The sequence below is a fragment of the Ramlibacter sp. G4-7 genome (assembly GCF_057784995.1).
This window is the reverse complement of the sequence record NZ_JBYNTT010000010.1, coordinates 134,156-156,463: the sequence shown is the minus strand read 5'-3', so window position 1 is coordinate 156,463 and position 22,308 is coordinate 134,156. Positions and strand designations below refer to the sequence as shown.

General features: G+C 69.1%; 19 protein-coding genes. 10 read left to right on the top strand and 9 right to left on the bottom strand.

The window, feature by feature from the left end; all coding sequences use genetic code 11:
• Positions 1–6: 6 nt before the first annotated feature.
• The 4 genes from pnp to AC3EGR_RS15580 form a co-directional block, all read right to left on the bottom strand.
• Positions 7–2,310 carry a polyribonucleotide nucleotidyltransferase gene (pnp, locus tag AC3EGR_RS15595; RefSeq protein WP_488547412.1) on the bottom strand — a complete coding sequence of 768 codons (2,304 nt, stop codon included), beginning with the start codon at positions 2,308–2,310 and terminating at the stop codon, positions 7–9.
• A 185-nt stretch (positions 2,311–2,495) separates the two neighbouring features.
• Positions 2,496–2,759: a 30S ribosomal protein S15 gene (rpsO, locus tag AC3EGR_RS15590; protein ID WP_488547411.1), complete on the bottom strand. Its 264-nt coding sequence runs from the start codon at positions 2,757–2,759 to the stop codon at positions 2,496–2,498.
• A gap of 120 nt (positions 2,760–2,879) precedes the next feature.
• Positions 2,880–4,034, bottom strand: coding sequence for a pyridoxal phosphate-dependent aminotransferase (locus AC3EGR_RS15585; RefSeq protein WP_488547410.1), 1,155 nt, complete (start codon positions 4,032–4,034; stop codon positions 2,880–2,882).
• An 81-nt stretch (positions 4,035–4,115) separates the two neighbouring features.
• Positions 4,116–5,390 carry a branched-chain amino acid ABC transporter substrate-binding protein gene (locus tag AC3EGR_RS15580; RefSeq protein WP_488547409.1) on the bottom strand — a complete coding sequence of 425 codons (1,275 nt, stop codon included), beginning with the start codon at positions 5,388–5,390 and terminating at the stop codon, positions 4,116–4,118.
• Positions 5,391–5,524: 134 nt separating this feature from the next.
• On the opposite strand from AC3EGR_RS15580, the gene AC3EGR_RS15575 reads away from it, so the two are divergent.
• Complete coding sequence (locus AC3EGR_RS15575) at positions 5,525–5,899, top strand: Hsp20/alpha crystallin family protein (protein ID WP_488547408.1); 375 nt, start codon at positions 5,525–5,527, stop codon at positions 5,897–5,899.
• Positions 5,900–6,014: 115 nt separating this feature from the next.
• Here the strand turns inward: AC3EGR_RS15575 and AC3EGR_RS15570 are convergent, their stop codons facing one another.
• Both AC3EGR_RS15570 and AC3EGR_RS15565 read right to left on the bottom strand, forming a co-directional pair.
• On the bottom strand, positions 6,015–6,407 hold the full coding sequence (locus AC3EGR_RS15570) for a tautomerase family protein (protein WP_488547407.1): 393 nt from the start codon (positions 6,405–6,407) through the stop codon (positions 6,015–6,017).
• A gap of 3 nt (positions 6,408–6,410) precedes the next feature.
• Entirely contained in the window at positions 6,411–6,584 is a 174-nt protein-coding gene (locus AC3EGR_RS15565) for a hypothetical protein (protein ID WP_488547406.1), read from the bottom strand.
• 121 nt (positions 6,585–6,705) lie between these two features.
• Between AC3EGR_RS15565 and AC3EGR_RS15560 the strand changes: the two genes are divergently transcribed.
• Complete coding sequence (locus tag AC3EGR_RS15560; RefSeq protein WP_488547405.1) at positions 6,706–7,602, top strand: LysR family transcriptional regulator; 897 nt, start codon at positions 6,706–6,708, stop codon at positions 7,600–7,602.
• Between the two features lie 14 nt (positions 7,603–7,616).
• Here the strand turns inward: AC3EGR_RS15560 and AC3EGR_RS15555 are convergent, their stop codons facing one another.
• The gene (locus tag AC3EGR_RS15555; protein WP_488547404.1) at positions 7,617–8,261 is read right to left on the bottom strand and encodes a class I SAM-dependent methyltransferase; all 645 of its coding nucleotides are present in this window, start codon (positions 8,259–8,261) and stop codon (positions 7,617–7,619) included.
• Positions 8,262–8,316: 55 nt separating this feature from the next.
• On the bottom strand, positions 8,317–9,354 hold the full coding sequence (gene tsaD, locus AC3EGR_RS15550) for a tRNA (adenosine(37)-N6)-threonylcarbamoyltransferase complex transferase subunit TsaD (protein ID WP_488547403.1): 1,038 nt from the start codon (positions 9,352–9,354) through the stop codon (positions 8,317–8,319).
• Positions 9,355–9,416: 62 nt separating this feature from the next.
• On the opposite strand from tsaD, the gene AC3EGR_RS15545 reads away from it, so the two are divergent.
• From AC3EGR_RS15545 to AC3EGR_RS15530, 4 genes are all read left to right on the top strand, one after another.
• Positions 9,417–10,640, top strand: a complete 1,224-nt coding sequence (locus AC3EGR_RS15545; protein WP_488547402.1) for a nitrate- and nitrite sensing domain-containing protein — start codon at positions 9,417–9,419, stop codon at positions 10,638–10,640.
• Positions 10,641–10,819: 179 nt separating this feature from the next.
• Positions 10,820–12,121, top strand: a complete 1,302-nt coding sequence (locus AC3EGR_RS15540) for a CmpA/NrtA family ABC transporter substrate-binding protein (protein WP_488547401.1) — start codon at positions 10,820–10,822, stop codon at positions 12,119–12,121.
• Between the two features lie 8 nt (positions 12,122–12,129).
• On the top strand, positions 12,130–12,987 hold the full coding sequence (gene ntrB / locus AC3EGR_RS15535) for a nitrate ABC transporter permease (RefSeq protein ID WP_488547400.1): 858 nt from the start codon (positions 12,130–12,132) through the stop codon (positions 12,985–12,987).
• A gap of 9 nt (positions 12,988–12,996) precedes the next feature.
• Positions 12,997–13,842: an ABC transporter ATP-binding protein gene (locus tag AC3EGR_RS15530; protein WP_488547399.1), complete on the top strand. Its 846-nt coding sequence runs from the start codon at positions 12,997–12,999 to the stop codon at positions 13,840–13,842.
• A gap of 37 nt (positions 13,843–13,879) precedes the next feature.
• Here AC3EGR_RS15530 and AC3EGR_RS15525 read toward each other — a convergent pair whose 3' ends face one another.
• Positions 13,880–15,127 (bottom strand): ANTAR domain-containing protein, encoded by a 1,248-nt coding sequence (locus tag AC3EGR_RS15525; RefSeq protein WP_488547398.1) that lies wholly within the window; start codon positions 15,125–15,127, stop codon positions 13,880–13,882.
• A gap of 177 nt (positions 15,128–15,304) precedes the next feature.
• On the opposite strand from AC3EGR_RS15525, the gene AC3EGR_RS15520 reads away from it, so the two are divergent.
• The 4 genes from AC3EGR_RS15520 to AC3EGR_RS15505 are packed head-to-tail and all read left to right on the top strand — an operon-like array spanning position 15,305 to position 22,256.
• The gene (locus AC3EGR_RS15520; protein WP_488547397.1) at positions 15,305–16,591 is read left to right on the top strand and encodes an MFS transporter; all 1,287 of its coding nucleotides are present in this window, start codon (positions 15,305–15,307) and stop codon (positions 16,589–16,591) included.
• A gap of 3 nt (positions 16,592–16,594) precedes the next feature.
• Entirely contained in the window at positions 16,595–19,042 is a 2,448-nt protein-coding gene (gene nirB / locus AC3EGR_RS15515; protein WP_488547396.1) for a nitrite reductase large subunit NirB, read from the top strand.
• Complete coding sequence (gene nirD, locus AC3EGR_RS15510; RefSeq protein ID WP_488547395.1) at positions 19,039–19,413, top strand: nitrite reductase small subunit NirD; 375 nt, start codon at positions 19,039–19,041, stop codon at positions 19,411–19,413. Before nirB ends, nirD begins: the two co-directional genes overlap by 4 nt.
• The gene (locus AC3EGR_RS15505; protein ID WP_488547394.1) at positions 19,410–22,256 is read left to right on the top strand and encodes a nitrate reductase; all 2,847 of its coding nucleotides are present in this window, start codon (positions 19,410–19,412) and stop codon (positions 22,254–22,256) included. The genes nirD and AC3EGR_RS15505 overlap by 4 nt, the downstream gene beginning before the upstream one ends.
• Positions 22,257–22,308 lie beyond the last annotated feature (52 nt).

Below are 22,308 nucleotides of genomic sequence, written 5' to 3'. Positions count from 1 at the left end.
ATTGCGTCATTGCTGCGGCTCGTTGCCGGTGTTGCCGACGTTGCCGTTTTCCTGCACGGGCGCCGGTTCGCGCTGCTCGCGCGGCTCGCGCTGTTCACGCGGCTCGCGGAACTCGCGCGGGGGACGGTCGCCACGATCACCGCGATCGCCGCGGTACTCGCCACGCGGGGGACGGTCGCCACGCGGTTCGCGCGGCTCGCGCTCGGGCATGCCTTCCGGACGGTCCGTCAGCGCCTTCATGGACAGCTTGACGCGGCCCTTGTCGTCGGTTTCCAGGACCTTGACCTTCACGACCTGGCCTTCGGACAGGTAGTCGGTGACCTTCTCCACGCGCTCGTGGGCGATCTGGCTGATGTGCAGCAGGCCGTCCTTGCCGGGCAGCAGGTTGATCAGCGCGCCGAAGTCCAGGATCTTGGTGACCGGGCCTTCGTAGACCTTGCCCACTTCCACTTCCGCCGTGATCTGCTCGATGCGCTTCTTCGCTTCGGCGGCCTTGTCGGCGTCGGTGGAGGCGATGGTGATGGTGCCGTCTTCCGCGATGTCGATCTGCGTGCCGGTCTCCTCGGTCAGCGCGCGGATCACGGCGCCGCCCTTGCCGATCACGTCGCGGATCTTCTCCGGGTTGATCTTCATCGTGTACAGGCGCGGCGCGAAGTCGGAGACCTCGGTCTTGGCCTGGCCCAGCGCTTCCTGCATCTTGCCCAGGATGTGCATGCGCGCTTCCTTGGCCTGTGCCAGGGCGACCTGCATGATCTCCTTGGTGATGCCCTGGATCTTGATGTCCATCTGCAGGGCGGTCACTCCGTTGACCGTGCCGGCCACCTTGAAGTCCATGTCGCCGAGGTGGTCCTCGTCGCCCAGGATGTCGGTCAGCACCGCGAAGCGGTTGCCTTCCTTGATCAGGCCCATGGCGATGCCGGCCACGTGGGCCTTCATCGGCACGCCGGCGTCCATCAGCGACAGGCAGCCGCCGCAGACGGAGGCCATCGAGGAGGAGCCGTTGGACTCGGTGATCTCGGAGACCACGCGCATCACGTAGGGGAACTCTTCCTTCGAGGGCAGCAGCGGGATCAGCGCCCGCTTGGCGAGGCGGCCGTGGCCGACTTCACGGCGCTTGGTGGAACCCATGCGGCCCGTCTCCCCGGTGGCGAAGGGAGGCATGTTGTAGTGGAACAGGAAGCGGTCCTGGTACTCGCCCATCAGCGCGTCGATGCGCTGCGCGTCCTGCTCGGTGCCCAGCGTGGACACGACCAGGGCCTGCGTCTCGCCGCGCGTGAACAGCGCCGAGCCGTGGGTGCGGGGCAGCACGCCGGTGCGGATCTCGATGGGGCGCACGGTACGCGTGTCCCGGCCGTCGATGCGGGGCTCGCCCGAGAGGATCTGGCTGCGCACGATGCGCGCTTCGATCTCGAACAGCAGGTTGTCGACCTTGATCGGGTCGAAGTCGCCGCCCTGCTCCTTGAGCGAAGCGTGCACCGAAGCGGTGGCGTCACGCAGGGCCTGGGTGCGCGCCTGCTTGGATCGGATCTGGTAGGCCGCGCGGAATTTCTCCTCGGCCAGCTCGGTCACGCGGGCGATGAAGGCTTCGTCCTTGGCGGGCGCCTGCCAGTCCCACACGGGCTTGCCGGCTTCGCGCACCAGTTCGTGGATGGCGTTGATCGCGATGTTGCCCTGCTCGTGGCCGAACACCACGGCGCCCAGCATGATCTCTTCGGACAGCTGCTGCGCCTCGGACTCCACCATCAGCACGGCGGCTTCGGTGCCGGCGACGATCAGGTCGAGGTCGGACATCTTGCGGGCGGTCTGGCCCGGGTTCAGCACGTACTCGCCATTGACGTAGCCCACGCGCGCGGCGCCGATCGGGCCGGCGAACGGGATGCCGGAGATCGACAGCGCGGCGGACACGCCGATCATGGCGGCGATGTCGGCGTCGACTTCGGGGTTGAGCGACACGGTGTGGATCACCACGTGCACTTCGTTGTAGAAGCCTTCGGGGAACAGCGGGCGGATCGGGCGGTCGATCAGGCGGCTGGTCAGCGTCTCGTGTTCGGAGGGCTTGGCTTCACGCTTGAAGAAGCTGCCGGGGATCTTGCCGGCGGCGTAGGTCTTCTCGATGTAGTCGACGGTCAGGGGGAAGAAGTCCTGCCCCGGCTTGGAGGTCTTCGAAGCGACGACGGTGGCCAGCACCACGGTGCCCTCGATGTCCACCAGCACAGCGCCGCCGGCCTGGCGGGCGATCTCGCCGGTTTCCATCGTGACGGTGTGGCTACCCCATTGGAACGACTTGGTGACCTTGTTGAAGATGCTCATGGCATGTCCTCTTTCTGCTCTGGGTTGGCCGGAGCGTGGGGCCGAACACGATGCCATTCCTGCGGGGCTCGGGAGGCCGAGCCCCCCAGGAATGACACAGCGCGTATCCGGTCCGCGTGCTCCGAAGTAAAAAACGCCTGAGCCAGTTGCTAGAACCGTCTCAGGCGTTCGTCAGGCGGGGCTGCTTACTTGCGCAGGCCCAGCTTGCCGATCAGGGCCGTGTAGCGCTCGGCGTCCTTGTCCTTCAGGTAGGCGAGCAGGCTCTTGCGGCGGTTCACCATGCGCAGCAGGCCGCGGCGGCCGTGGTGGTCCTTGGCGTGCGTCTTGAAGTGCGGGGTGAGTTCGTTGATGCGGGCGGTCAGGAGGGCGACTTGCACTTCCGGGCTGCCGGTGTCGTTCGTGCCGCGCGCGTTGGCGGCCACGATCTCTGCCTTGTTGAGGGCGGTCATGGTGTATTCCTTGAAAATTGTTGACTTGCGAGGGGCTGCCGGAATTGCGGCCCCACGTGCGCTCTGCGGATGCAGAACCCAGGGATTATAGCGGACGGACCCGGCGAGCCCGGGCAAGGGCTATTTGGCGAGCCAGGTGGCCAGGCGGTCCACGCCCTGCCTCAGCCGCGCCAGGTCCCTGGAGGCGAAACACCAGCGCAGCCAGCCCTGGGCTTCCGGCGCGAAGGCGTTGCCGGGCGCCAGGCCGATGCCGGCTTCGGCCACCAGGCGCTTGGCCAGCGCCAGCGAGTCGTCGAAACCGTCCAGCTTGAAGAAGGCGTACATGCCGCCCCTGGCCGGACTCAGCTCCACCCGCGGGATGGCCTGCAGCAGCGGCACCAGGGTGTCGCGGCAGTTCTTCAGGTGGGCGACGACGCGCGGCGTGACCTCGTCCGTGCGGCGCATCGCCTCCACGGCTGCCCGCTGCGTGAACACGCTGGCACAGGAGGTGTTGAACTCGATCAGCTTGCCCATGTGGTGCGTCATCGCCGGCGGCATCACCAGCCAGCCGAGACGCCAGCCCGTCATGAGAAAACTCTTGGAAAAACTGTGCGCCACGATCAGGCGGTCATCCGGCGTGGCGAGGTCCAGGAAACTGGGCGCGCAGCCGTTGGCCGTGGGCTCGAAGTACAGGCGCTCGTAGACTTCGTCGGCCAGGATCCAGGTGCCCGTCCTGCGGCAATGCGCCAGGATGGCCGCCTGCTCGTCGCGCGAAAGCGTCCAGCCCGTGGGATTGTTCGGCGCATTGACGATCAGCAGGCGGGTGGCGGGCGTGATCGCGTCCAGCAGTCCGGGCAGGTCCAGCGTCCAAGCGCCGTCCCGGGGCTGCAGCGACACGCGCTTGAGCCTGGCGCCCATGATCAGCGCCTGCGCGGTCAGGTTGGGCCAGACGGGCGTCACCGCCACCACCTCGTCGCCGGCGTCCACCACGGCCTGGCACGCCAGCATCAGTGCGTTGACGCCGCCCGACGTGACCGCGATGCGCTCGGTGCCGATCGCCCCATGCAGCTTGGAGGCGTACGCGGCGATCGTCTCGCGCAGCTCCGGCAGGCCCAGGTTGTGCGCGTAGAAGGTCTCGCCCTTCTGCAAGGAGGCAATGGCGGCCTCCCGGATGAAATCCGGCGTGACCTCGTCGCTCTCGCCGAACCAGAACGGCAGCACGTCGCCGCGCCCCATGCCGGCGTTGGCCACTTCACGGATCTTGGATTCTTCGAGGTCGAGGACGGTCTGGCGCATGGGGCGATTGTGGAGGAAGAAGAAAAACCCAACAGCCGCACGCAAAAGACGCGCGCGCCTGCCGCGCCCGCCGCGCCCGCCTCACCCCGGCCGCACCATCCTGCACGCATGCGACATTTCGACCTTGGGCGGGGTGAACTGGCGGATCACGCGAAAGCCGTAGCCCGAGCCTTCCACGTCGAACTGCACGCCCGGCGTGCCCTGGCGGTCCATCAGGCCCACCACCAGCGGCTGCTGGAACTGGTGGTCGGCGGCGCGCATGCGGCCGCCCCATCCCACGAAGCGCACGTCCACCGTCTCCAGAGCGCGCGCCAGCGGCACCGCATCGGCCGTGCCCGCCTTCTCGATCGCCTGCGCCAGCGCCTCGACCATCAGCTGCATGCGCATGTGCACGTAGTCGTCGGCGGGCTTGGGATAGCGCGCGCGGAAGGCGCGGTAGAAGTCCTCGCTCGGCTTGGCCGGCACGTTGGGCAGCCAGTCGGCCACCGCCAGCACCTTGCCGATGCCGGCCTCGCCCATGGCGGCGGGGGCGCCCAGGGCGTTGCCGTAGAAGGTGTAGAAGCGGCCGTCGAAGCCGGCCTCGCGCGCCGCCTTCACCAGCAACGTGAGGTCGTTGCTGAAGTTGCCCGTGATCACCGCATCGGCGCCGCTTGCCTGGATCTTCGCCGCGTACGGGGCGAAGTCCTTGATCTTCAGCAGCGGGTGCAACTCCTCGGCGACGACCTTCACGTCGGGCCGCTGCAAGGCGAGCTGGCGCCTGGCCTCGCGCTGCACCGCCTGGCCGAAGCTGTAGTCGGGGTTCATCAGGTACACGGACTTGACGCCGGCATCCTCCTTGAGCACCGACATGAGCGCCGCCATGCGCATGTCCGCATGGGCGTCGAAGCGGAAGTGCCAGAAGCTGCACTTCTCGTTGGTGAGGATGGGGTCGACGGCCGAGTAGTTGAGGAACACCACGCGCTGGTCGGGCACGCGCTCGTTGTGGCGCTCGATCGCCTCGATCAGCGCCGCGGCGACGGCGGAGGAATTGCCCTGCAGGATCACGCGCGCGCCCTGGTCGATCGCCGAACGCAGGACGGACAGCGCCTCCTCGATCTGTCCCTTGCTGTCGAAGCGATCGAGCTGCAGCAGGCGCTGGCCGTCGCGCGTGCGCACGCCGCCGCGCTGGTTGACGCGCTCCACCGCCCACACCAGGTTGCGGTAGACGGCCTCGCCGCCGTTGGCGTTGCCGCCGGAAAGGCCCTCGATCATCGCGACCTTGATGGCGGGCGCGGCCGGTTGGGCGATCGCGAACGCGGGCGCAAATGCAGACGCCGCCAGCGATTTCAAGACGGCACGACGCGATTTTTTCAGCACAGGAGATCCTTGAAAAGCCGAGCCCCGTGCGCAGATGGTGACCAGGCGGCGATCGATGCGAGAGCCGCGCAGTTTAAGGGGACCGCGGATACGTACTGTGCCGCACCCCACCCTTCTTCCACCAGGAGATCCCGATGTTCTTCGCCCCCGCCCTCCGCACCCGCGCCTACGTTCCGGCGCGTTCCTTCGACCGCTCCTTCGAGCGCTTCCTCAACGACTCCTTCGTCGGCGCCGGCAACGGCCTGAAGGTGGAACAGAACGAGGAGGCCTGGACCCTGTCGCTGGACGTGCCCGGCGTCACCCGCGAGCAGCTGTCCATCGACGTCGACGGCACCGTGGTCCGCGTGAGCACCGCCAAGGACGCCGCGCGCCACTACCAGGCCGCCTACGAGCTGCCGGCCGAAATCGATGCCGAAGCCACCAGCGCCAAGCTGGAAAACGGCGTGCTGACGCTGACGCTCGGCAAGAAGAAGCCGGTCGTGACCTCGCGCCAGATCGCGGTCAACTAAGGTCCTTCCCGCGCAGGCGGGAACCCGCAGCGTTTGGACAAGGCGGCCCGCGGGGCCGCTTTTCCTTTGTCTGGCAGTCCCGGGTCCGCGCCTGCGCGCGGATGGCGGCGTTCACTCACAGCGCGGCAACGCCCTGTCGGCGCTGCGCCTGCGTCTTGCCTCCATAGCCCCAATCCGTTGCGGCCACCTCCTGCACGACGACGTAGCTCGCCTCGGCCAGCGGCCCGAGTTGCTGCCAAAGCTCCTCGTACGCGGCGCGCACGAAGGCCTGCTTCTCCTCGGCCGTGTTGGTCCCGGCCGTGACGCGGATCTCCAGCAAGGCCGTCGCCTGGCCGGCGGTGCGGCCGGCGATGAACCAGCGCCCCGGCCAGAGTTCCTCGACGATCACGGCGGTCACATCCTGCCGCTTGCCCAGCACGTGGGTGGACAGCTCCGTCAGCCGGCGCGCCAGCACCTGCAGGCGCTCGGCGGGTTGCGGCGGAGTGATCTTCAGTTGCAGCGTGGGCATGGTTCAGGCCTCCGGTTGGACAGGGTCGCGGCGGTGCGCAAGGCGCTGCACCGCCGCACGCAATGCCCGTGCGAACGCCGCGAAGAAGGCATCGAGAGCTTCCTTGCGCAGGGCGTGCGCGCGCAGTTCGGCGTTTTCCATGCGGCGGGCGAAATCCTCGGTGTGGCGGTAGTCCATGGCGCTCTCCTGTGGGATGCCTGCACTCTAGGAAAGCGCCCGCCCCGGCGAAACGGCCCGCGCCGCAAATCGCTTTTGCACCGGCTGCAAGGCCAGCGCCCGGCCGCTACCATGCGGCCCCATGCGCAACCTGCAGTTCGACGAGATGGCGCTCAACGCGCGGGTGGCCCAGCTCGGGTCGCTGTCGGCGGTCGCCCGCGAGCGCGACGTGCCCGTGAGCCAGGTGTCGCGCACGCTGGCGCGGCTGGAAAAAGCCTGCGGCGCGCGCCTGATGAACCGCTCGACGCACGGCCTGTCGCTCACCGAGGAGGGCCGCACCTTCCTGGAATACAGCCGGCGCGCGCTCGACACGATGGAGGAGCTCGAAGGCGCCTTCGCCGAGCACGCCGGCGAGCCGAGCGGCCTGGTGCGCGTGGCGGCCAGCACGGTCGTTGCGCAATACCAGCTCGTGCCCAGCCTCGAAGGCCTCGCGCAGCGGCATCCGCGCCTGCAGATCGAGCTGGAAGTGGGCGACCGGCTCCTGGACATGACGCGCGAAGGCATCGACATCGCCATCCGCACGCCGGGCAGCCTGCCCGAGACGGTGGTGGCGCGCCAGATCGGCACGCTGGGGCGGGCGTTGTATGCCGCGCCCGCTTACGCGAAGGCGCACGGCCTACCCGCGCGGCCGGAAGAACTCTCGGCCCACACCCTGGTGACCAACAGCGCGGTGACCGTGCTCAACGACTGGCCCTTCCGCGTCGAGGGCGAGCCCTGGATCTATCCGGCCGAAGGGAAATGGCGCGCGAACGACACGAACATGGCCGCGGCGATGGTGCTGCAAGGCCTGGGCATCGGCCGGCTTGCCACGCTGGTGGGCGAGGTGCTGGTCGCGCAGGGCCTGCTCGTTCCGGTGCTGCCGCAGTGGGTCGACCTGCGCCCGGTGCCGGTGTACGCCGTGACCGGGGGGACGCGGCACCGGCTGCCGAAGATCAGGGCCTGCCTGGAGTACTGGACGCAGTGGTTCGCGAGGGGCTGAGCGAACCGCACCGCTCACGTCGGCTTGCGCGCCACCAGCCCGATCACCGCCGAATGCCCTTTGTGGCCGGACCCTTCGGCGAGATCCGTCTCGTATTCGCGCAGGTCCAGGATCTCCATGCCGCGGAAGGCGTCGTGCAGGAGCTCGGGGGTGTACATGTGCGCGACCAACGGCGGCCCGCCGGTGCGGAACTCCAGCTGCTTGGGCGCGTAGCCTTGCAGCACCAGCAGGCCGCCCGGCTGGAGGCAGCGCACCATGCCTTCGAAGATGCGCGCGCGCAGCGCCGGGTCGGCGAACTGGATGAAGATGGCAATGACGCCGTCGTACAGCCCCTTGGGCCACTGCAGCTGGGCGACGTCGGCCACCGCGAAGTTCACCTTCACGCCGGTGATGCGGGCGAAGTCACGCGCCTTGCGCACGCCAACCTCGGAGATGTCGAACGCGTCCACGGTCAGCCCCTGCTGCGCGAGCCAGACGCTGTTGCGCCCCTCGCCGTCGGCGACGCACAGCACGCGCTGGCCCGCCACCCACAGGTGGACGTGCTCGTGCAGCCAGGCGTTCGGCTCGGTGCCGAACAGGTAGCCGGGTTCCGAAAAGCGCCGGTTCCAGGTGCCGGCCGGGTCCTCGAACGCGGGCGGGTGTCCGTGCGGGTCGCTCATGCCTTCATGTTAGGCACGGCGACCGGCGGCATCCTTGCGGGAAACCCTTCCGTGCTCAGGCGCTCGCCAGCGCTTCCAGCGGCCAGCGCGGCTTCACGTCGAAGGCGTAGCTGGCCGTGGCCTGCTGCACCCCCGCCTGCAGGCGCATGGCGGCCGCCAGGGCGATCATCGCGCCGTTGTCGGTGCACAGGGACAGCTCGGGATAGTGCACGCGCACCCCGCGCTTGCCGCAGGCTGCGTCCAGCTGCGCGCGCAGGCGCCGGTTGGCGCCCACGCCGCCCGCGACCACGATGCGGTCGAGGCCGCTGCGGTCGAGCGCGGCCAGCGATTTCTTCACCAGGACCTCGACAATGGCAGCCTCCGTCGACGCCGCGAGGTCGGCCTTGCGCGGCTCCAGCCCTGCACCGAGCTTGTGCACCTGGGTGAGCACGGCGGTCTTCAGGCCGGCGAAGGAAAAGTCCAGGTCGCCGCTGTGCAGCAGGGGGCGCGGCAGCTTGAAAGCCGCCGGGTCGCCCTGCTCGGCCAGTTTCGAGAGCGCCGGCCCGCCGGGGTAGCCCAGCCCGAGCAGCTTGGCCGATTTGTCGAAGGCCTCGCCGGCAGCATCGTCGATGGTCTCGCCCAGCAGCGTGTAGCGGCCGACGCCGTCCACCTGCATCAGCTGGGTGTGGCCGCCCGACACCAGCAGCGCGATGAAGGGAAACGCGGGCGGGTCCTGGCTGAGGAAAGGCGACAGCAGGTGGCCTTCGAGGTGGTGCACGCCCAGCACCGGCTTGCCCAGGGCCGCGCCCAGCGCGCAGGCGACGCCGGCGCCCACCAGCAGCGCGCCGGCAAGCCCGGGACCCCGCGTGTACGCGACCACGTCGACGTCGGCCAGCGCGCAGCCGGAAGCGGCCAGCACCTGTTCGGCCAGCGGCAGCACGCGGCGGATGTGGTCCCGGCTGGCCAGCTCCGGCACCACGCCGCCGTAGGCCTGGTGCATCGCGACCTGGCTGTGCAGCGCGTGCGCGCGCAGCACCGGGACCGCCGTCCCGCCGGCCTCGACCAGGGCCACGCCGGTCTCGTCGCAGGACGACTCGATTCCCAGAACGATCATGCGGCAGTGTAGCGGCCACCTCTTTTCCCTGGCCGCGGCACGCTTGTTGCTGGAGGGACCGGGTGAAATCCGGCTCCACCTTCCTGCTTGCCGCCCGCCAGTGCGAGATCGCCGAACTGGAGGAACTCGCCCGCACCGGCGAGCTGGTGGGCGCCATCGGCCGCTTCGTCCATGCGCTGCAGCGTGAACGCGGCCTGTCCAACATCTTCCTGGGCTCGCAGGGACGCCGCTTCACCGAGCAGCGGCGGCAGCAGGTGGCCGAGTGCGCCGAAGCGGAGGCCCAGGTACGCAGCCTGCTCGAGCGGCTGGACACGGACTCCGCGCAGGCGCGCAATGGCGCGCGCCTCTTCAGCCGGGTGGCCGTGGTGCTGCACGGCCTGGACGGCCTGCCTGCCCTGCGCGAACGCGTCGCGGGCCAGCTCGTGTCCGCGCGTGAGGCGACCGCGGCGTTCAGCAAGCTGCTGGCCGGGCTGCTCGCGGTGGTGTTCGAGGCGGCGGACAGCGCGTCCGACCCGCAGGTCTCGCGCGCCCTCGTCGCGCTGTTCAATTTCATGCAAGGCAAGGAGTTCGCCGGCCAGGAGCGCGCGCTCGGCGCGAGCCTGTTCGCCGCGGGCACGATCGACCTGGCCGGCCAGCAGCAATGGCGGCACCTGGTCGATGCGCAGCAGGCCTGCTTCCAGGTCTTTGCCGATTTCTCCGATCCCGAGGTGCTGCGCACCGACCAGGCGAGCCGCGAGCCTGGCGTGGCGGCGCAAGTGGAGCGGCTGCGCCGCATCGGCTGCACCGGCCACCCGGGCGCCGTGGACACCGGCCTGAGCACCGAGTGGTACGGCTGGTCCACCTCCCGCATCGATGCCATGCGCGGCGTCGAGGAGGTGCTGGCTGCGCACCTGCGGCACCTGTGCGAAACGCGCATCGCGCAGGCGCGCACGGAGCTGCGCGACCAGCGCGCCCTGCTGCACTCGCTCGCCCGGGAGGAAGCGTATTCCCGCGCGGACGGCCAGCTCCCCGTGGGCCCGCAACTGGAGCGATCGATGCTCGCCCTGGTGCAGGAGCAGTCGCGGCGCCTGCAGGCCATGGGCGACGAACTCGACGCCGTGCGCGCGTCGCTCAAGGAACGCAAGCTGGTGGAGCGCGCCAAGGGCCTGCTGATGGCGCATCGCGCGATGAGCGAGGACGAGGCGTACAAGGCCTTGCGCCAGCTGGCGATGAACCAGGGCCGGCGGCTGGCCGACGTGGCCGAAGCGGTGCTGTCGCTCGCCGAGGTGCTGCCTGCCGGGCGCTAGTGCACTGTTGCAGTGCACAAAAGCTGGCACGGTCCCTGCATTCCCCAACGTCAACGGGCGCCAACGACGGCGCGCGAACGATCCGACACCAGGACAACGGCGTCCATCCCTTGCGTGCCCCGCGCACGCAATGCGATGGCCGCCGTTTGTTTTTTTCCCTCGCACACCAGGAGCGCACGATGCAAAGCAACACCAACAAGGTCTCCCGCCGGACCGTCCTGCAGGGCGCGGCCGCGCTCGGCGGCGCCGGCCTCGCGGCCGGCTTCGCGGGCGTCGCCATGGCGCAAGGCACGGCCCCGGAAACGCGCGCGGCCAAGCTGGGCTTCATCGCGCTCACCGACGCCGCGCCCCTGTTCGTCGCCGACGAGAAAGGCTTCTTCAAGAAGCACGGCATGACCGAGGTGGAAGTGCTCAAGCAATCCTCCTGGGGCGCGACGCGCGACAACCTGGTGCTCGGCTCGAAGAGCAACGGCATCGACGGCGCCCACATCCTGACGCCCATGCCCTACCTGATCTCCACCGGCGCGGTCACGGCCAACAACGTGCCGGTGCCGATCAACATCCTGGCGCGCCTGAACCTCGGCGGCCAGGGCATCTCGGTGGCCAACGAGTACAAGGACCTGAAGATCGGCGTCGACACCAAGGCCTTCAGGAAGGCGCTGCTGGACAAGCGGCTGAAGACCGGCAAGCCGGTGAACGCCGCCATGACCTTCCCCGGCGGCACCCACGACCTGTGGATCCGCTACTGGATGGCCGCCGGCGGCGTCGACCCCACGCGCGACATCAACACCATCGTGGTGCCTCCAGCGCAGATGGTGGCCAACATGAAGGTGGGCAGCATGGACACCTTCTGCGTGTGCGAGCCCTGGAACCTTCAGCTGATCCACCAGAAGATCGGCTACACGGCGCTCACCACCAGCGAACTGTGGATGAACCACCCGGAGAAGGCGTTCGCGATGCGCGCCGACTACGTGCAGGCCAACCCCAACGCCACCAAGGCGCTGCTCAAGGCCGTGATGGAAGCCCAGATGTGGTGCGAGGACCCGAAGAACCGCGCCGAGGTGGCCGAGATCTGCTCGCGCCGCCGCTGGATCAGCGCGCCGGTGGAAGACATCGTCGAGCGCATCAAGGGCAACTTCGACTACGGCACCGGCCGCGTCGAGAACAACAGCAAGTTCCAGATGCGCTACTGGGCCGACCAGGCCAGCTACCCCTTCCAGTCGCATGACCTGTGGTTCCTCACCGAGAACCAGCGCTGGGGCTACCTGCCGCCCAACCTGGACACCAAGGCGCTGATCGCCAAGGTCAACCGCGAGGACCTCTGGCGCGCCGCCGCCAAGGAGCTGGGCGTGGCCGCCAAGGACATCCCCGCCTCCACCTCGCGCGGCGTGGAGAAGTTCTTCGACGGCAAGGTGTTCGACCCGGCCAACCCGAAGAAGTACCTCGACTCGCTCGAGATCAAGACCCTCAAGGCCGCGTGAGCACGCCCATGACCGACATCGTCGAATCGATCCCGGTGGCGCGTCCTGCCGCGCCCGGCCTGCTGCAGGCGTGGGGCAAGTCCGCCGCGCATGGCTTTCTCACCTACGTGCTGCCGCCGCTGGTGATCATCGGCTTCCTGGTGCTGGTGTGGCAGGTGCTGGGTTCGCGCCCCGGCGCCGCCCTGCCCGCCCCCAGCAAGGTGATCCAGGACACCTGGGAGCTGATCGCCCACCCCTGGTACGACCGCGGCGGCAACGACGTGGGCATCGCCTGGCAGCTCCTCGCCAGCCTCAAGCGCGTGGCCTACGGCTACTCGCTGGCCGCGATCGCGGGCGTGAGCCTGGGCGTGCTGGTGGGCCAGTCGACCTGGGCGCTGCGCGGCCTGGACCCGCTGTTCCAGGTGCTGCGCACCGTGCCGCCGCTGGCCTGGCTGCCGATCTCGCTGGCGGGCTTCCGCGACGGCAGCCCCTCGGCGATCTTCGTCATCTTCATCACCTCGATCTGGCCGATCATCATCAACACCTCGATCGGCATCCGCAACATCCCCGAGGACTACCGCAACGTCGCCAGGGTGATCCGCCTCAACGGCTTCGAGTACTTCGGCAAGATCATGCTGCCGGCCGCGGCGCCCTTCATCTTCTCGGGGCTGCGCATCGGCGTGGGCCTGTCCTGGCTGGCGATCATCGCCGCCGAGATGCTGATCGGCGGCGTGGGCATCGGCTTCTTCATCTGGGATGCGTGGAACTCCTCGCGCATCAGCGACATCATCCTGGCGCTCGTCTACGTCGGCCTCGTGGGCTTCGCGCTGGACCGCATCGTCGCCTTCATCGGCCGCAAGGTCACCCGCGGCACGTCGGCCGCCTGAGGACGCACCATGAGCAACGCCTACCTTTCGCTGTCGCAGGTCGACATGACCTTTCCCGGCCCCAACGGCGGCAGCCCCGTGCTGAAGGGCATCAGCCTCGACGTGCAACGCGGCGAGTACATCTCGCTGATCGGCCACTCCGGCTGCGGCAAGTCCACGGTGCTGAACATCGTGGCCGGCCTGCTGGAGGCCAGCTCGGGCGGCGTGATCGTGGACGGCCGCGAGGTGAACGCGCCCGGGCCGGACCGCGCGGTGGTGTTCCAGAACCATTCGCTGCTGCCCTGGCTGACGGTCTACCAGAACGTGGAGATCGCCGTCGACAAGATCTTCGGCGCCACGCGCTCGGCGTCCGAGCGCCGGGAGTGGATCCTGCACAACCTGGCCATGGTCAACATGTCGCACGCGCTGGACTGCCTGCCCTCGCAGATCTCCGGCGGCATGAAGCAGCGCGTGGGCATCGCCCGGGCGCTGGCCATGGAGCCCAAGGTGCTGCTGCTGGACGAACCCTTCGGCGCGCTCGATGCCCTGACGCGCGCGCACCTGCAGGACGAGGTGATCCGCATCCAGTCCGAGCTGGGCAACACGGTGATGATGATCACCCACGACGTGGACGAAGCGGTGCTGATGTCCGACCGCGTGGTGATGATGACCAACGGCCCGGCCGCCACGGTGGGCCAAGTCCTGGAGGTGCCGCTGCAACGCCCGCGCGACCGCATCGCCCTGGCCGAGGACAAGGTCTACAACCACTGCCGCCAGGAGATCCTGTCGTTCCTGTACGCGAAGCAGCGCAAGGTGGAGCCGATCTCCGCGCGCACCTCGGCCTCGTTCACGCGCAAGGAGAAGGCGGTCGCGTGACAGGTGCGCGCGGCGGCGCGGCCGGGCGGGTAGAACCTCACCCCCCCACCAGCACCTCCACGCTGTGCTGGTAGGCCTGCGTCAGCCGGTCGAACACCTCCAGCAACTCCTCGCTGGCCGCGGCCAGCTTCATGCGGCCGGCGGACTGCGAGGCGCCGGGCACGGCGGCTTGCAGCGCCTGCCACGCGGCTTCGCCCTGATCCAGCAGGGCGCGGATCTGCGGCGTGGACAGCGGCGCCTGCCGCAACGCGGCCAGCCCCTGTTCGAACTCTGTCGCCGCCGTCGCCTGGCCCGCGGCATCCCCCAGCAGCGCCAGCTTGGCCATGCGCTGCGACAGCATGCGCTGGCGGCCGGCCACGTTCACCACGTGCACCTGCGGCGCGATGCCCGAAGCCTCCAGCGCGCGCACCAGCGCATCCGCCTGGGACAGCACGGCCTCCGCGGCGGCATCGATCGCTGCCAGCTGCGACACCCTGGCCGGCGCGTCCAGCAACTGGCGCAGCGCCTTCCAGCCCACGCGCGCCGCTCCCACCAGATCGCCGTAGCTCGCCGGCGAAAGCCCCGCCTCCAGCGCCGCGAGGTTGTCCTCCACCCGCTGCACCGACTCGTTCATCAGCAGCGTCGCCGCCGCGCCGTCGGTGCCGCTGCAGGCCAGCGCGTAGAGCTTCACCAGCCGCTGCGACAGCATGCGCTGCTGGCCCGCGCGGTTGGTGGCCTCGGCGATGCGGGCCGCGGCGATCACGTCCTTCGAGAGCTGGCCCACCTTGCGGTTGGCCTGCATGGAGGCGTTGCGCAGCAGCCGGAAGGCGTCCTCCTCGCTCACCTGCTGCGCCCGCATGAGGATGCCCTTGGCCTGGTCCAGCCACTTGCGCTCGTCCAGCTTCTCTCCCAGCTGCGCCACCTGCGCGCGCAACGCGCGCTCCTGGCGCTCGCGCAGCTGTGCCAGGTGCACGAGCGGGCGCAGCCTCTGCGGCGCATAGCCTTGCACCACCCAGGCGTGCACGCCCGCGGCCAGTGCGTGCTCCATGCACTCTGCGGCCGCGTCCTGGGTGAAGAACAGCACCGGGATCGCCTGCTGGGCCTGCAGCGTGGCAACCGACTGCAACAGCTCCGCGCTGGGGCTCGCCGCCCAGCAAACGAGCACGTCGGGCTGCGCTTGCAGCGTCGCGCGCACCAGCTGGGCGCAATCGCCTTCGCCGCGCACCTCGAAACCGGCGGCGGCGAAGTCCGCGGCGAGCGCCGGTGCACCGGGATCGGGCGTGGTCAGGAGCAGGACGGAGGTCATGGGAGCGCGCAAGCATAGTGCAAGCCTGCTGGCACGCAGGTTGCAAGGAACAGGCCATCGGGTGTGACGACGCACCCGGGCCGTGCACCGTACCGCCGGCCGTGCGCACAACGCCGTGTGCTGACCTGTACTCGATTTTTCGTGGCGCGCCCGTGCGCGCCGGGGTCCAGACACACGATGCGCGCGTTCCACCACTTCCTCAAGTCCGGCCATTCGCCCACGCTGTTCGCGGCGTTCTTCTACTTCGCCTTCTCCTGTGCGATCTGGGTGCTCAACGGCGCGATGGCGCCCTTCATCCGCGAGGCCTACCAGCTCACCGCCGCCCAGCAGGGCCTGATGCTGTCCATCCCCATCGTCGCCGGCGCGCTGATGCGCTTCCCGCTCGGCGTGCTGGCCCAGTACATCGGCCGCAAGAACGCAACGCTGGTGGAGATGGCCCTGATCGCGGTGGCGATGGTTTTCGGCCTGTTCTTCGTGCACAGCTTCGGCGACCTGCTGGCCATGGGCGTGCTGCTCGGGATCGCAGGCGCGAGCTTCGGCGTGGCGCTGTCGCTCGGCTCGGGCTCCTTCCCGGCGAAGCACAAGGGCCTGGCGATGGGCATCGTCGGCGCCGGCAACGTCGGCACGGCGGTCTCCGTGCTGCTGGCGCCGCCGCTGGCGCAGTGGCTGGGCTGGCAGGCCGTCTACGGCGTGGCCGCCGTGGCCATCCTCGCGCCCATGGTCGTGATGGTCCTTTGCGCGCGCGAGCCGGCCGACGTGAACAGGCACGCCAGCCTGCGCGACCACGTCGCCTGCCTGTTCGAAACCGACGGCTGGGTGTTCAGCGTGATCTACGCCATCACCTTCGGCGGCTTCATCGGCCTCACCAGCTTCCTGCCCTCCTATTACTTCGAGCAGTTCGGCGTGAGCAAGGTGCAGGCAGGACAGCTCACCATGCTGGCCGCCTTCATGGGCGCCGCGCTGCGCGTGTGCGGCGGCTGGCTGTCGGACCGCTGGGGCGGCATCAACACCTTGACGCTGGTGCTGGCGGTGGTGACCGCGAGCCTGGTGCTGGTCGGCTTCGCCGACGGCTCGCTGCTGCTCACCACGCTGCTGATGATGCTGTGCTTCGCGGCGCTGGGCGCGGGCAACGGCGCCCTGTTCCAGCTGGTGCCCTTGCGCTGGCCGGCCGCCACGGCGGTGGCCGGTTCCATGATCGGCGAGATCGGCGCGCTGGGCGGCGGACTGGTCCCCAGTTCCATGGGCCTGTCCAGGCAATACCTGGGCAGCTACAGCTGGGGCTTCCTGCTGTTCGCGGCCCTGGCCCTCGTCGTGCTGGCGCTGTTGCGCGTCATGCAGGCGGGCTGGACGCGCCGGTGGGTCGGCCAGGGCGGCCGCGCCCGCGTCGCCTCCGCCTCCGGTGCCACCGGCTGGCCTTCGGGGCGCCCGCATCCGCAACCGCTCAACCACGCCTCGCAGGAGTAAAGCATGAAGAAGATCAAACTGGTGATGGTCGGCAACGGGATGGCCGGCGTGCGCACCCTCGAGGAGCTGCTCAAGATCCAGCCGGAGCTGTACGACATCGCCGTCTTCGGCGCCGAGCCCCACCCGAACTACAACCGCATCCTGCTGTCGCCGGTATTGGCCGGCGAGCAGACGCTGGACGAGATCGTGCTGAACTCCTGGGAGTGGTACGAGCAGAACAACATCCGCCTGCACGCGGGCAAGAAGGTGGTGCAGATCGACCGCGTCCGGCGCGTCGTGCGCGCCGAGGACGGCACCGAGGAGGAGTACGACCGGCTGTTGCTGTGCACGGGCTCCAATCCCTTCATCCTGCCGGTGCCGGGCAAGGAGCTGCAGGGCGTGATCGCCTACCGCGACATCGCGGACACCAACGCCATGATCGAGGCGGCGGCGAAGTACAGGAAGGCGGTCGTGATCGGCGGCGGCCTGCTGGGACTGGAAGCGGCCAACGGCCTCATGAAGCGCGGCATGGAAGTCACCGTGGTGCACGTCATGCCCTGGCTGATGGAGCGCCAGCTCGACGACGTCGCGGGCAAGCTGCTGCAGAACTCGCTGGAGGAACGCGGCCTGAAATTCAGGATCGGGGCGCACACCCAGGAGCTGGTGGGCGACGACGGCGGCCGCGTGAAGTCCATCCGGTTCAAGGACGGCAGCGAACTCGACACCGACCTCGTGGTGATGGCGGTCGGCATCCGCCCCAACACCGAGCTGGCGGAAAAGTCCCGCATCCACTGCAACCGCGGCATCGTCGTCAACGACACCATGCAGACCGTGACCGATGCGCGCATCTACGCGGTGGGCGAATGCGCCGCGCACCGCGGCATCGCCTACGGCCTGGTCGCGCCCCTCTTCGAGCAGGCCAAGGTGGCCGCCAACCACCTGGCGCAGTTCGGCATCGGCCGCTACACCGGCTCGCTCACCTCCACCAAGCTCAAGGTCACAGGCATCGACCTGTTCTCCGCCGGCGAGTTCATGGGGGGCGAAGGCACCGAGGAGATCGTGATGAGCGATCCCTTCGGCGGCGTGTACAAGAAGCTGGTGATCAAGGACGACCAGCTGGTGGGCGCCTGCCTCTATGGCGACACCGTGGACGGCAGCTACTACTTCAAGCTGCTGCGCGAAGGCCGCAAGATCGGCGACATCCGCGACAAGCTGATGTTCGGCGAGTCCAACCTGGGCGACGCCGGCCACCAGGGCCAGAGCAAGGCCGCCGCCATGTCGGACGCCGACGAGGTCTGCGGCTGCAACGGCGTGAACAAGGGCAGCATCTGCAAGGCGATCAAGGAAAAGGGCCTGTTCACCCTGGACGAGGTGCGCAAGCACACCAAGGCCAGCGCCTCCTGCGGCTCCTGCACCGGGCTGGTCGAACAGATCATCATGTTCACGGCGGGCGGCGACTATTCCGCCGCGCCGAAGAAGAAGGCGCTGTGCGGCTGCACGGACCACAGCCACCAGGAGGTGCGCGACGCGATCCGCGCCAACCACCTGGTGACCATCGCCTCGGCGATGCAGTTCCTGGAATGGCGCACGCCCAATGGCTGCTCCAGCTGCCGGCCGGCCCTGAACTACTACCTGCTCTCCACCTGGCCCAAGGAGGCGAAGGACGATCCGCAGTCGCGCTACATCAACGAGCGCAGCCACGCCAACATCCAGAAGGACGGCACCTATTCGGTGATCCCGCGCATGTGGGCCGGCGAGACCACCGCCTCGGAGCTGCGGCGCATCGCCGACGTCGTGGACAAGTACGCCATCCCCACCGTCAAGGTGACCGGCGGCCAGCGCATCGACCTGCTGGGCGTGAAGAAGGAGGACCTGCGCAACGTGTGGCAGGACCTCGGCATGCCTTCGGGCCACGCGTATGCCAAGGCCTTGCGCACCGTGAAGACCTGCGTGGGCAGCGAGTGGTGCCGCTTCGGCACCCAGGACTCCACCCAGATGGGCAAGGACCTGGAGCGCGCCTTGTGGCGCATGTACGCGCCGCACAAGGTGAAGCTGGCCGTCAGCGGCTGCCCGCGCAACTGCGCCGAGTCCGGCATCAAGGACGTGGGCGTGATCGGCGTCGATTCCGGCTGGGAGCTCTACGTCGGCGGCAACGGCGGCATCAAGACCGAGGCCGGGCAGTTCTTCTGCAAGCTCAAGACCGCGCAGGAGGTGCTGGAATACAGCGGCGCCTTCCTGCAGCTCTATCGCGAGGAAGGCTGGTACCTGGAGCGGACCGTGCACTACATCGCCCGCGTGGGCCTGGACCACGTGAAGAAGAAGGTGCTGGACGACGCTGCCAACCGCAAGGCGCTGTGGGAGCGGCTGCAGTTCGCGCTGAACGGCGAACCGGATCCCTGGTTCGAGCAACGCGAGGCGCTGGTCGACGCGCGGCAGTTCGAAAAACTCAATGCACAAGGACAGCCGGCATGAAGGCGAATGACTGGCAGCTGATCTGCCGCGTGGAGGACATCCCGGTGCTGGGCGCGCGCCGTGTGGCGCGCGAGCGGGGCATCGACGTGGCCGTGTTCCGCAACGACCAGGACCAGGTCTTCGCCCTGCTCGATCGCTGCCCCCACAAGGGCGGGCCCCTGTCGCAAGGCATCGTGTTCGGCACCAGCGTCGCCTGCCCCCTGCACAACTGGACCATCGGCCTGGACGACGGCTGCGCGAAAGGGCCGGACGAAGGCTGCACGCAGCGCTTCTCCTGCCGCGTCGACGGCGGCGCGGTGCTGCTGGACCCGGTGGAGCTGGCGACCCTCGCCATCGACCTCGCGCCGCCGAGAGCGGGGCCCTGCCGGTGACGGAAACGCGATCGACCTGCCCGTATTGCGGTGTCGGATGCGGCGTCATCATCGAGTCCGAAGGAGGACAGATCACCGGCGTGCGCGGCGACCCGCAGCATCCGGCCAACTTCGGCCGGCTGTGCACGAAGGGCTCGACGCTGCACCTGACCGCATCGGCCGCCGTCACGCGGCAGACGCGGCTGCTGCATCCCATGCTGCGGGCACGGCGCGACGAGAAGCCGCAGCGGGTGGACTGGCACACGGCCATGGAACTGGCCGCTGACCGCTTCGCGCAAGTCATTCGCACGCACGGGCCGGATGCGGTGGGCTTCTACATCTCCGGCCAGCTGCTGACCGAGGACTACTACGTCTTCAACAAGCTGGCCAAGGGCCTCGTGGGCACCAACAACATCGATACCAACTCGCGGCTTTGCATGAGCAGTGCGGTCGCGGGCTACAAGATGACGCTCGGCGCGGACGCGCCGCCGGCCTGCTACGACGACGTGAACCATGCGGACTGCATCTTCATCGTCGGCAGCAACACCGCCTTCGCGCATCCGATCCTGTTCCGGCGCATCGAGGAGGCCAAGGCCCGGCGGCCGCAGATGAAGGTCATCTTCTGCGACCCGCGCCGCACCGACACCGCGGAACTCGCCGACCTGTACCTGCCGGTGCAGCCCGGCACCGACGTGATGCTGTTCCACGGCCTGCTGCACATCATGCTGTGGGAAGGCTGGACGAAGCCGCAGTACATCGCGGCGCACACCAACGGCTTCGAGGAACTCAAGGCGCTGGTGCGCGAGTGCACGCCGGAGCTGGTGGCGCAGACCTGCGGCATCGCCCGCGAAGACCTGTTCACGGCGGCGCGCTGGTTCGCCACCTCGCCGGCGACGCTGAGCCTGTATTGCCAGGGCCTGAACCAGTCGGCCAACGGGACCGCGAAGAACGCCGCGCTGATCAACCTGCACCTGGCGACGGGGCAGATCGGCCGGCCGGGGGCGGCGCCGTTCTCGCTGACGGGCCAGCCCAATGCGATGGGCGGGCGCGAGGTCGGCGGGCTGGCGAACCTGCTGTCGGCGCACCGGGACCTGGCGAATCCCGAGCACCGTGCGGAAGTGGCGGCGCTGTGGGGCGTGCCTTGCGTGCGGGAAAAGCCCGGCAAGACGGCCGTGGAGATGTTCCAGGCCGCCGCCGACGGCGAGATCAAGGCGCTGTGGATCGCCTGCACGAACCCGGCGCAATCCATGCCCGACCAGGCGACGGTCAAGCGCGCGCTGCAGCGCGCCGAATTCGTCGTGGTGCAGGAGGCCTTCGCCACGACCGAGACCTGCGACTACGCCGACCTGCTGCTGCCCGCCACGACCTGGGGCGAGAAGGAAGGCACGGTCACCAACAGCGAGCGGCGCATCAGCCGCGTGCGGGCTGCGGTGGAAAGGCCGGGAAATGCGCGCCACGACTGGCAGATCGCCGTCGATTTCGCGCAGCGCCTGGAGCAGCGGCTGCCCGCCGTTGCTCCCTCTCCCCCCGGGGCAGAGAGTGGGGGCGCGGGGCACGCACGGCCCACGCTCTTTCCCTATGCCACCCCGGAGTCCATCTGGCTGGAGCACCGCGAATCCACCCGCGGCCGCGACCTGGACATCACGGGCCTGGACTATGCGCGGATCGAGAAGGCGCCGCAGCAATGGCCCTTTCCCGCCGGCGCCAGCGAAGGCCGCGTGCGGCTCTACGAAGACGGCGTCTTTCCCACCGCCGACGGCAAGGCACGCTTTGCCGCGGTGACATACCAGCCGGTGGCGGAGCCGCGCGAGTCGCGCTATCCCTTCTCTCTCACCACCGGGCGCCTGCGCGACCAGTGGCACGGCATGAGCCGCACGGGCACCCTGGGACGGCTGTTCGGCCATGTGCCGGAACCGGTGGTGCAACTGCACCCCCAGGACATCGCCCGCCGCAACCTGCGGGACGGCGACCTCGTGCACGTGACCTCCAAGCGCGGCTCCATCGTGCTTCCCGTGCAGGCCAGCAACGAGCTGGGCCTCAACCAGGCCTTCATCGCCATGCACTGGGGCCCCGGCTTCCTCTCCGGCGTCTCGAGCACCGGCGAGCCGCTGGCCGGCGTCAATGCGCTGACCACCTCCAGCTACTGCCCGATCTCCAGGCAGCCGGAGCTGAAACACGCAGCGGTGAAGATCCTGAAGGCGGAGCTGCCCTGGACCTTGCTCGCCGCTGCATGGCTGCCCGCCGACGATGCCCTGCATCGGCGCGAGGACCTCAAGGCGCTGATGGCCCTGTTCCCCTTTGCATCCTGCGTGCCCTTCTCCAACAACGCGCCGCTGGCGCAAGCCCCAAGCCGCGAACGCACCGGCCTGCTCTTTCGCGCCGCCGCCTACGAGGCGCCGCCGCAGGAAGTGCTGCAGCGGTTCGAGGCACTCTTCGGCCTCTCGGGGCCGCAGACCCTGCGTTACGCCGACCGCCGCAAGGGCCAGAGCCGCAGCGTGCGCGTGCGGCGCGCGGGGGCCGACATGCTGCTGGAAGGCCTGCTGCTGGCCGGCGACACCAGCGCGGAGGCCTGGATCAAGTCGCTGTTGCTGCAGGAGCTGCCCGCCCAGGCCTACGGCCGCCTGCTGCTGGCGCCCGGTGCCAAGGCGCCGGTGGCGCTGCCGAACAAGGGCAAGCAGGTGTGCGGCTGCTTCGGCGTGGAATCGGCGGCGATCGAAGGCCACCTGGCGCAGTGCGCGGGCTCGGCCGACGAACGCCTGGCCTCCGTGCAAGGCAAGCTGCGGTGCGGAACCAATTGCGGCTCCTGCGTGCCGGAGTTGAAGAGGATGGTGCGGGCGATCCTGCCGGTGGCGCAGCCGGCATGACCGTGGGTGGGCCGCGGGCGCTGCGCAAATCAGCTTATAGCCAAAGGTCATC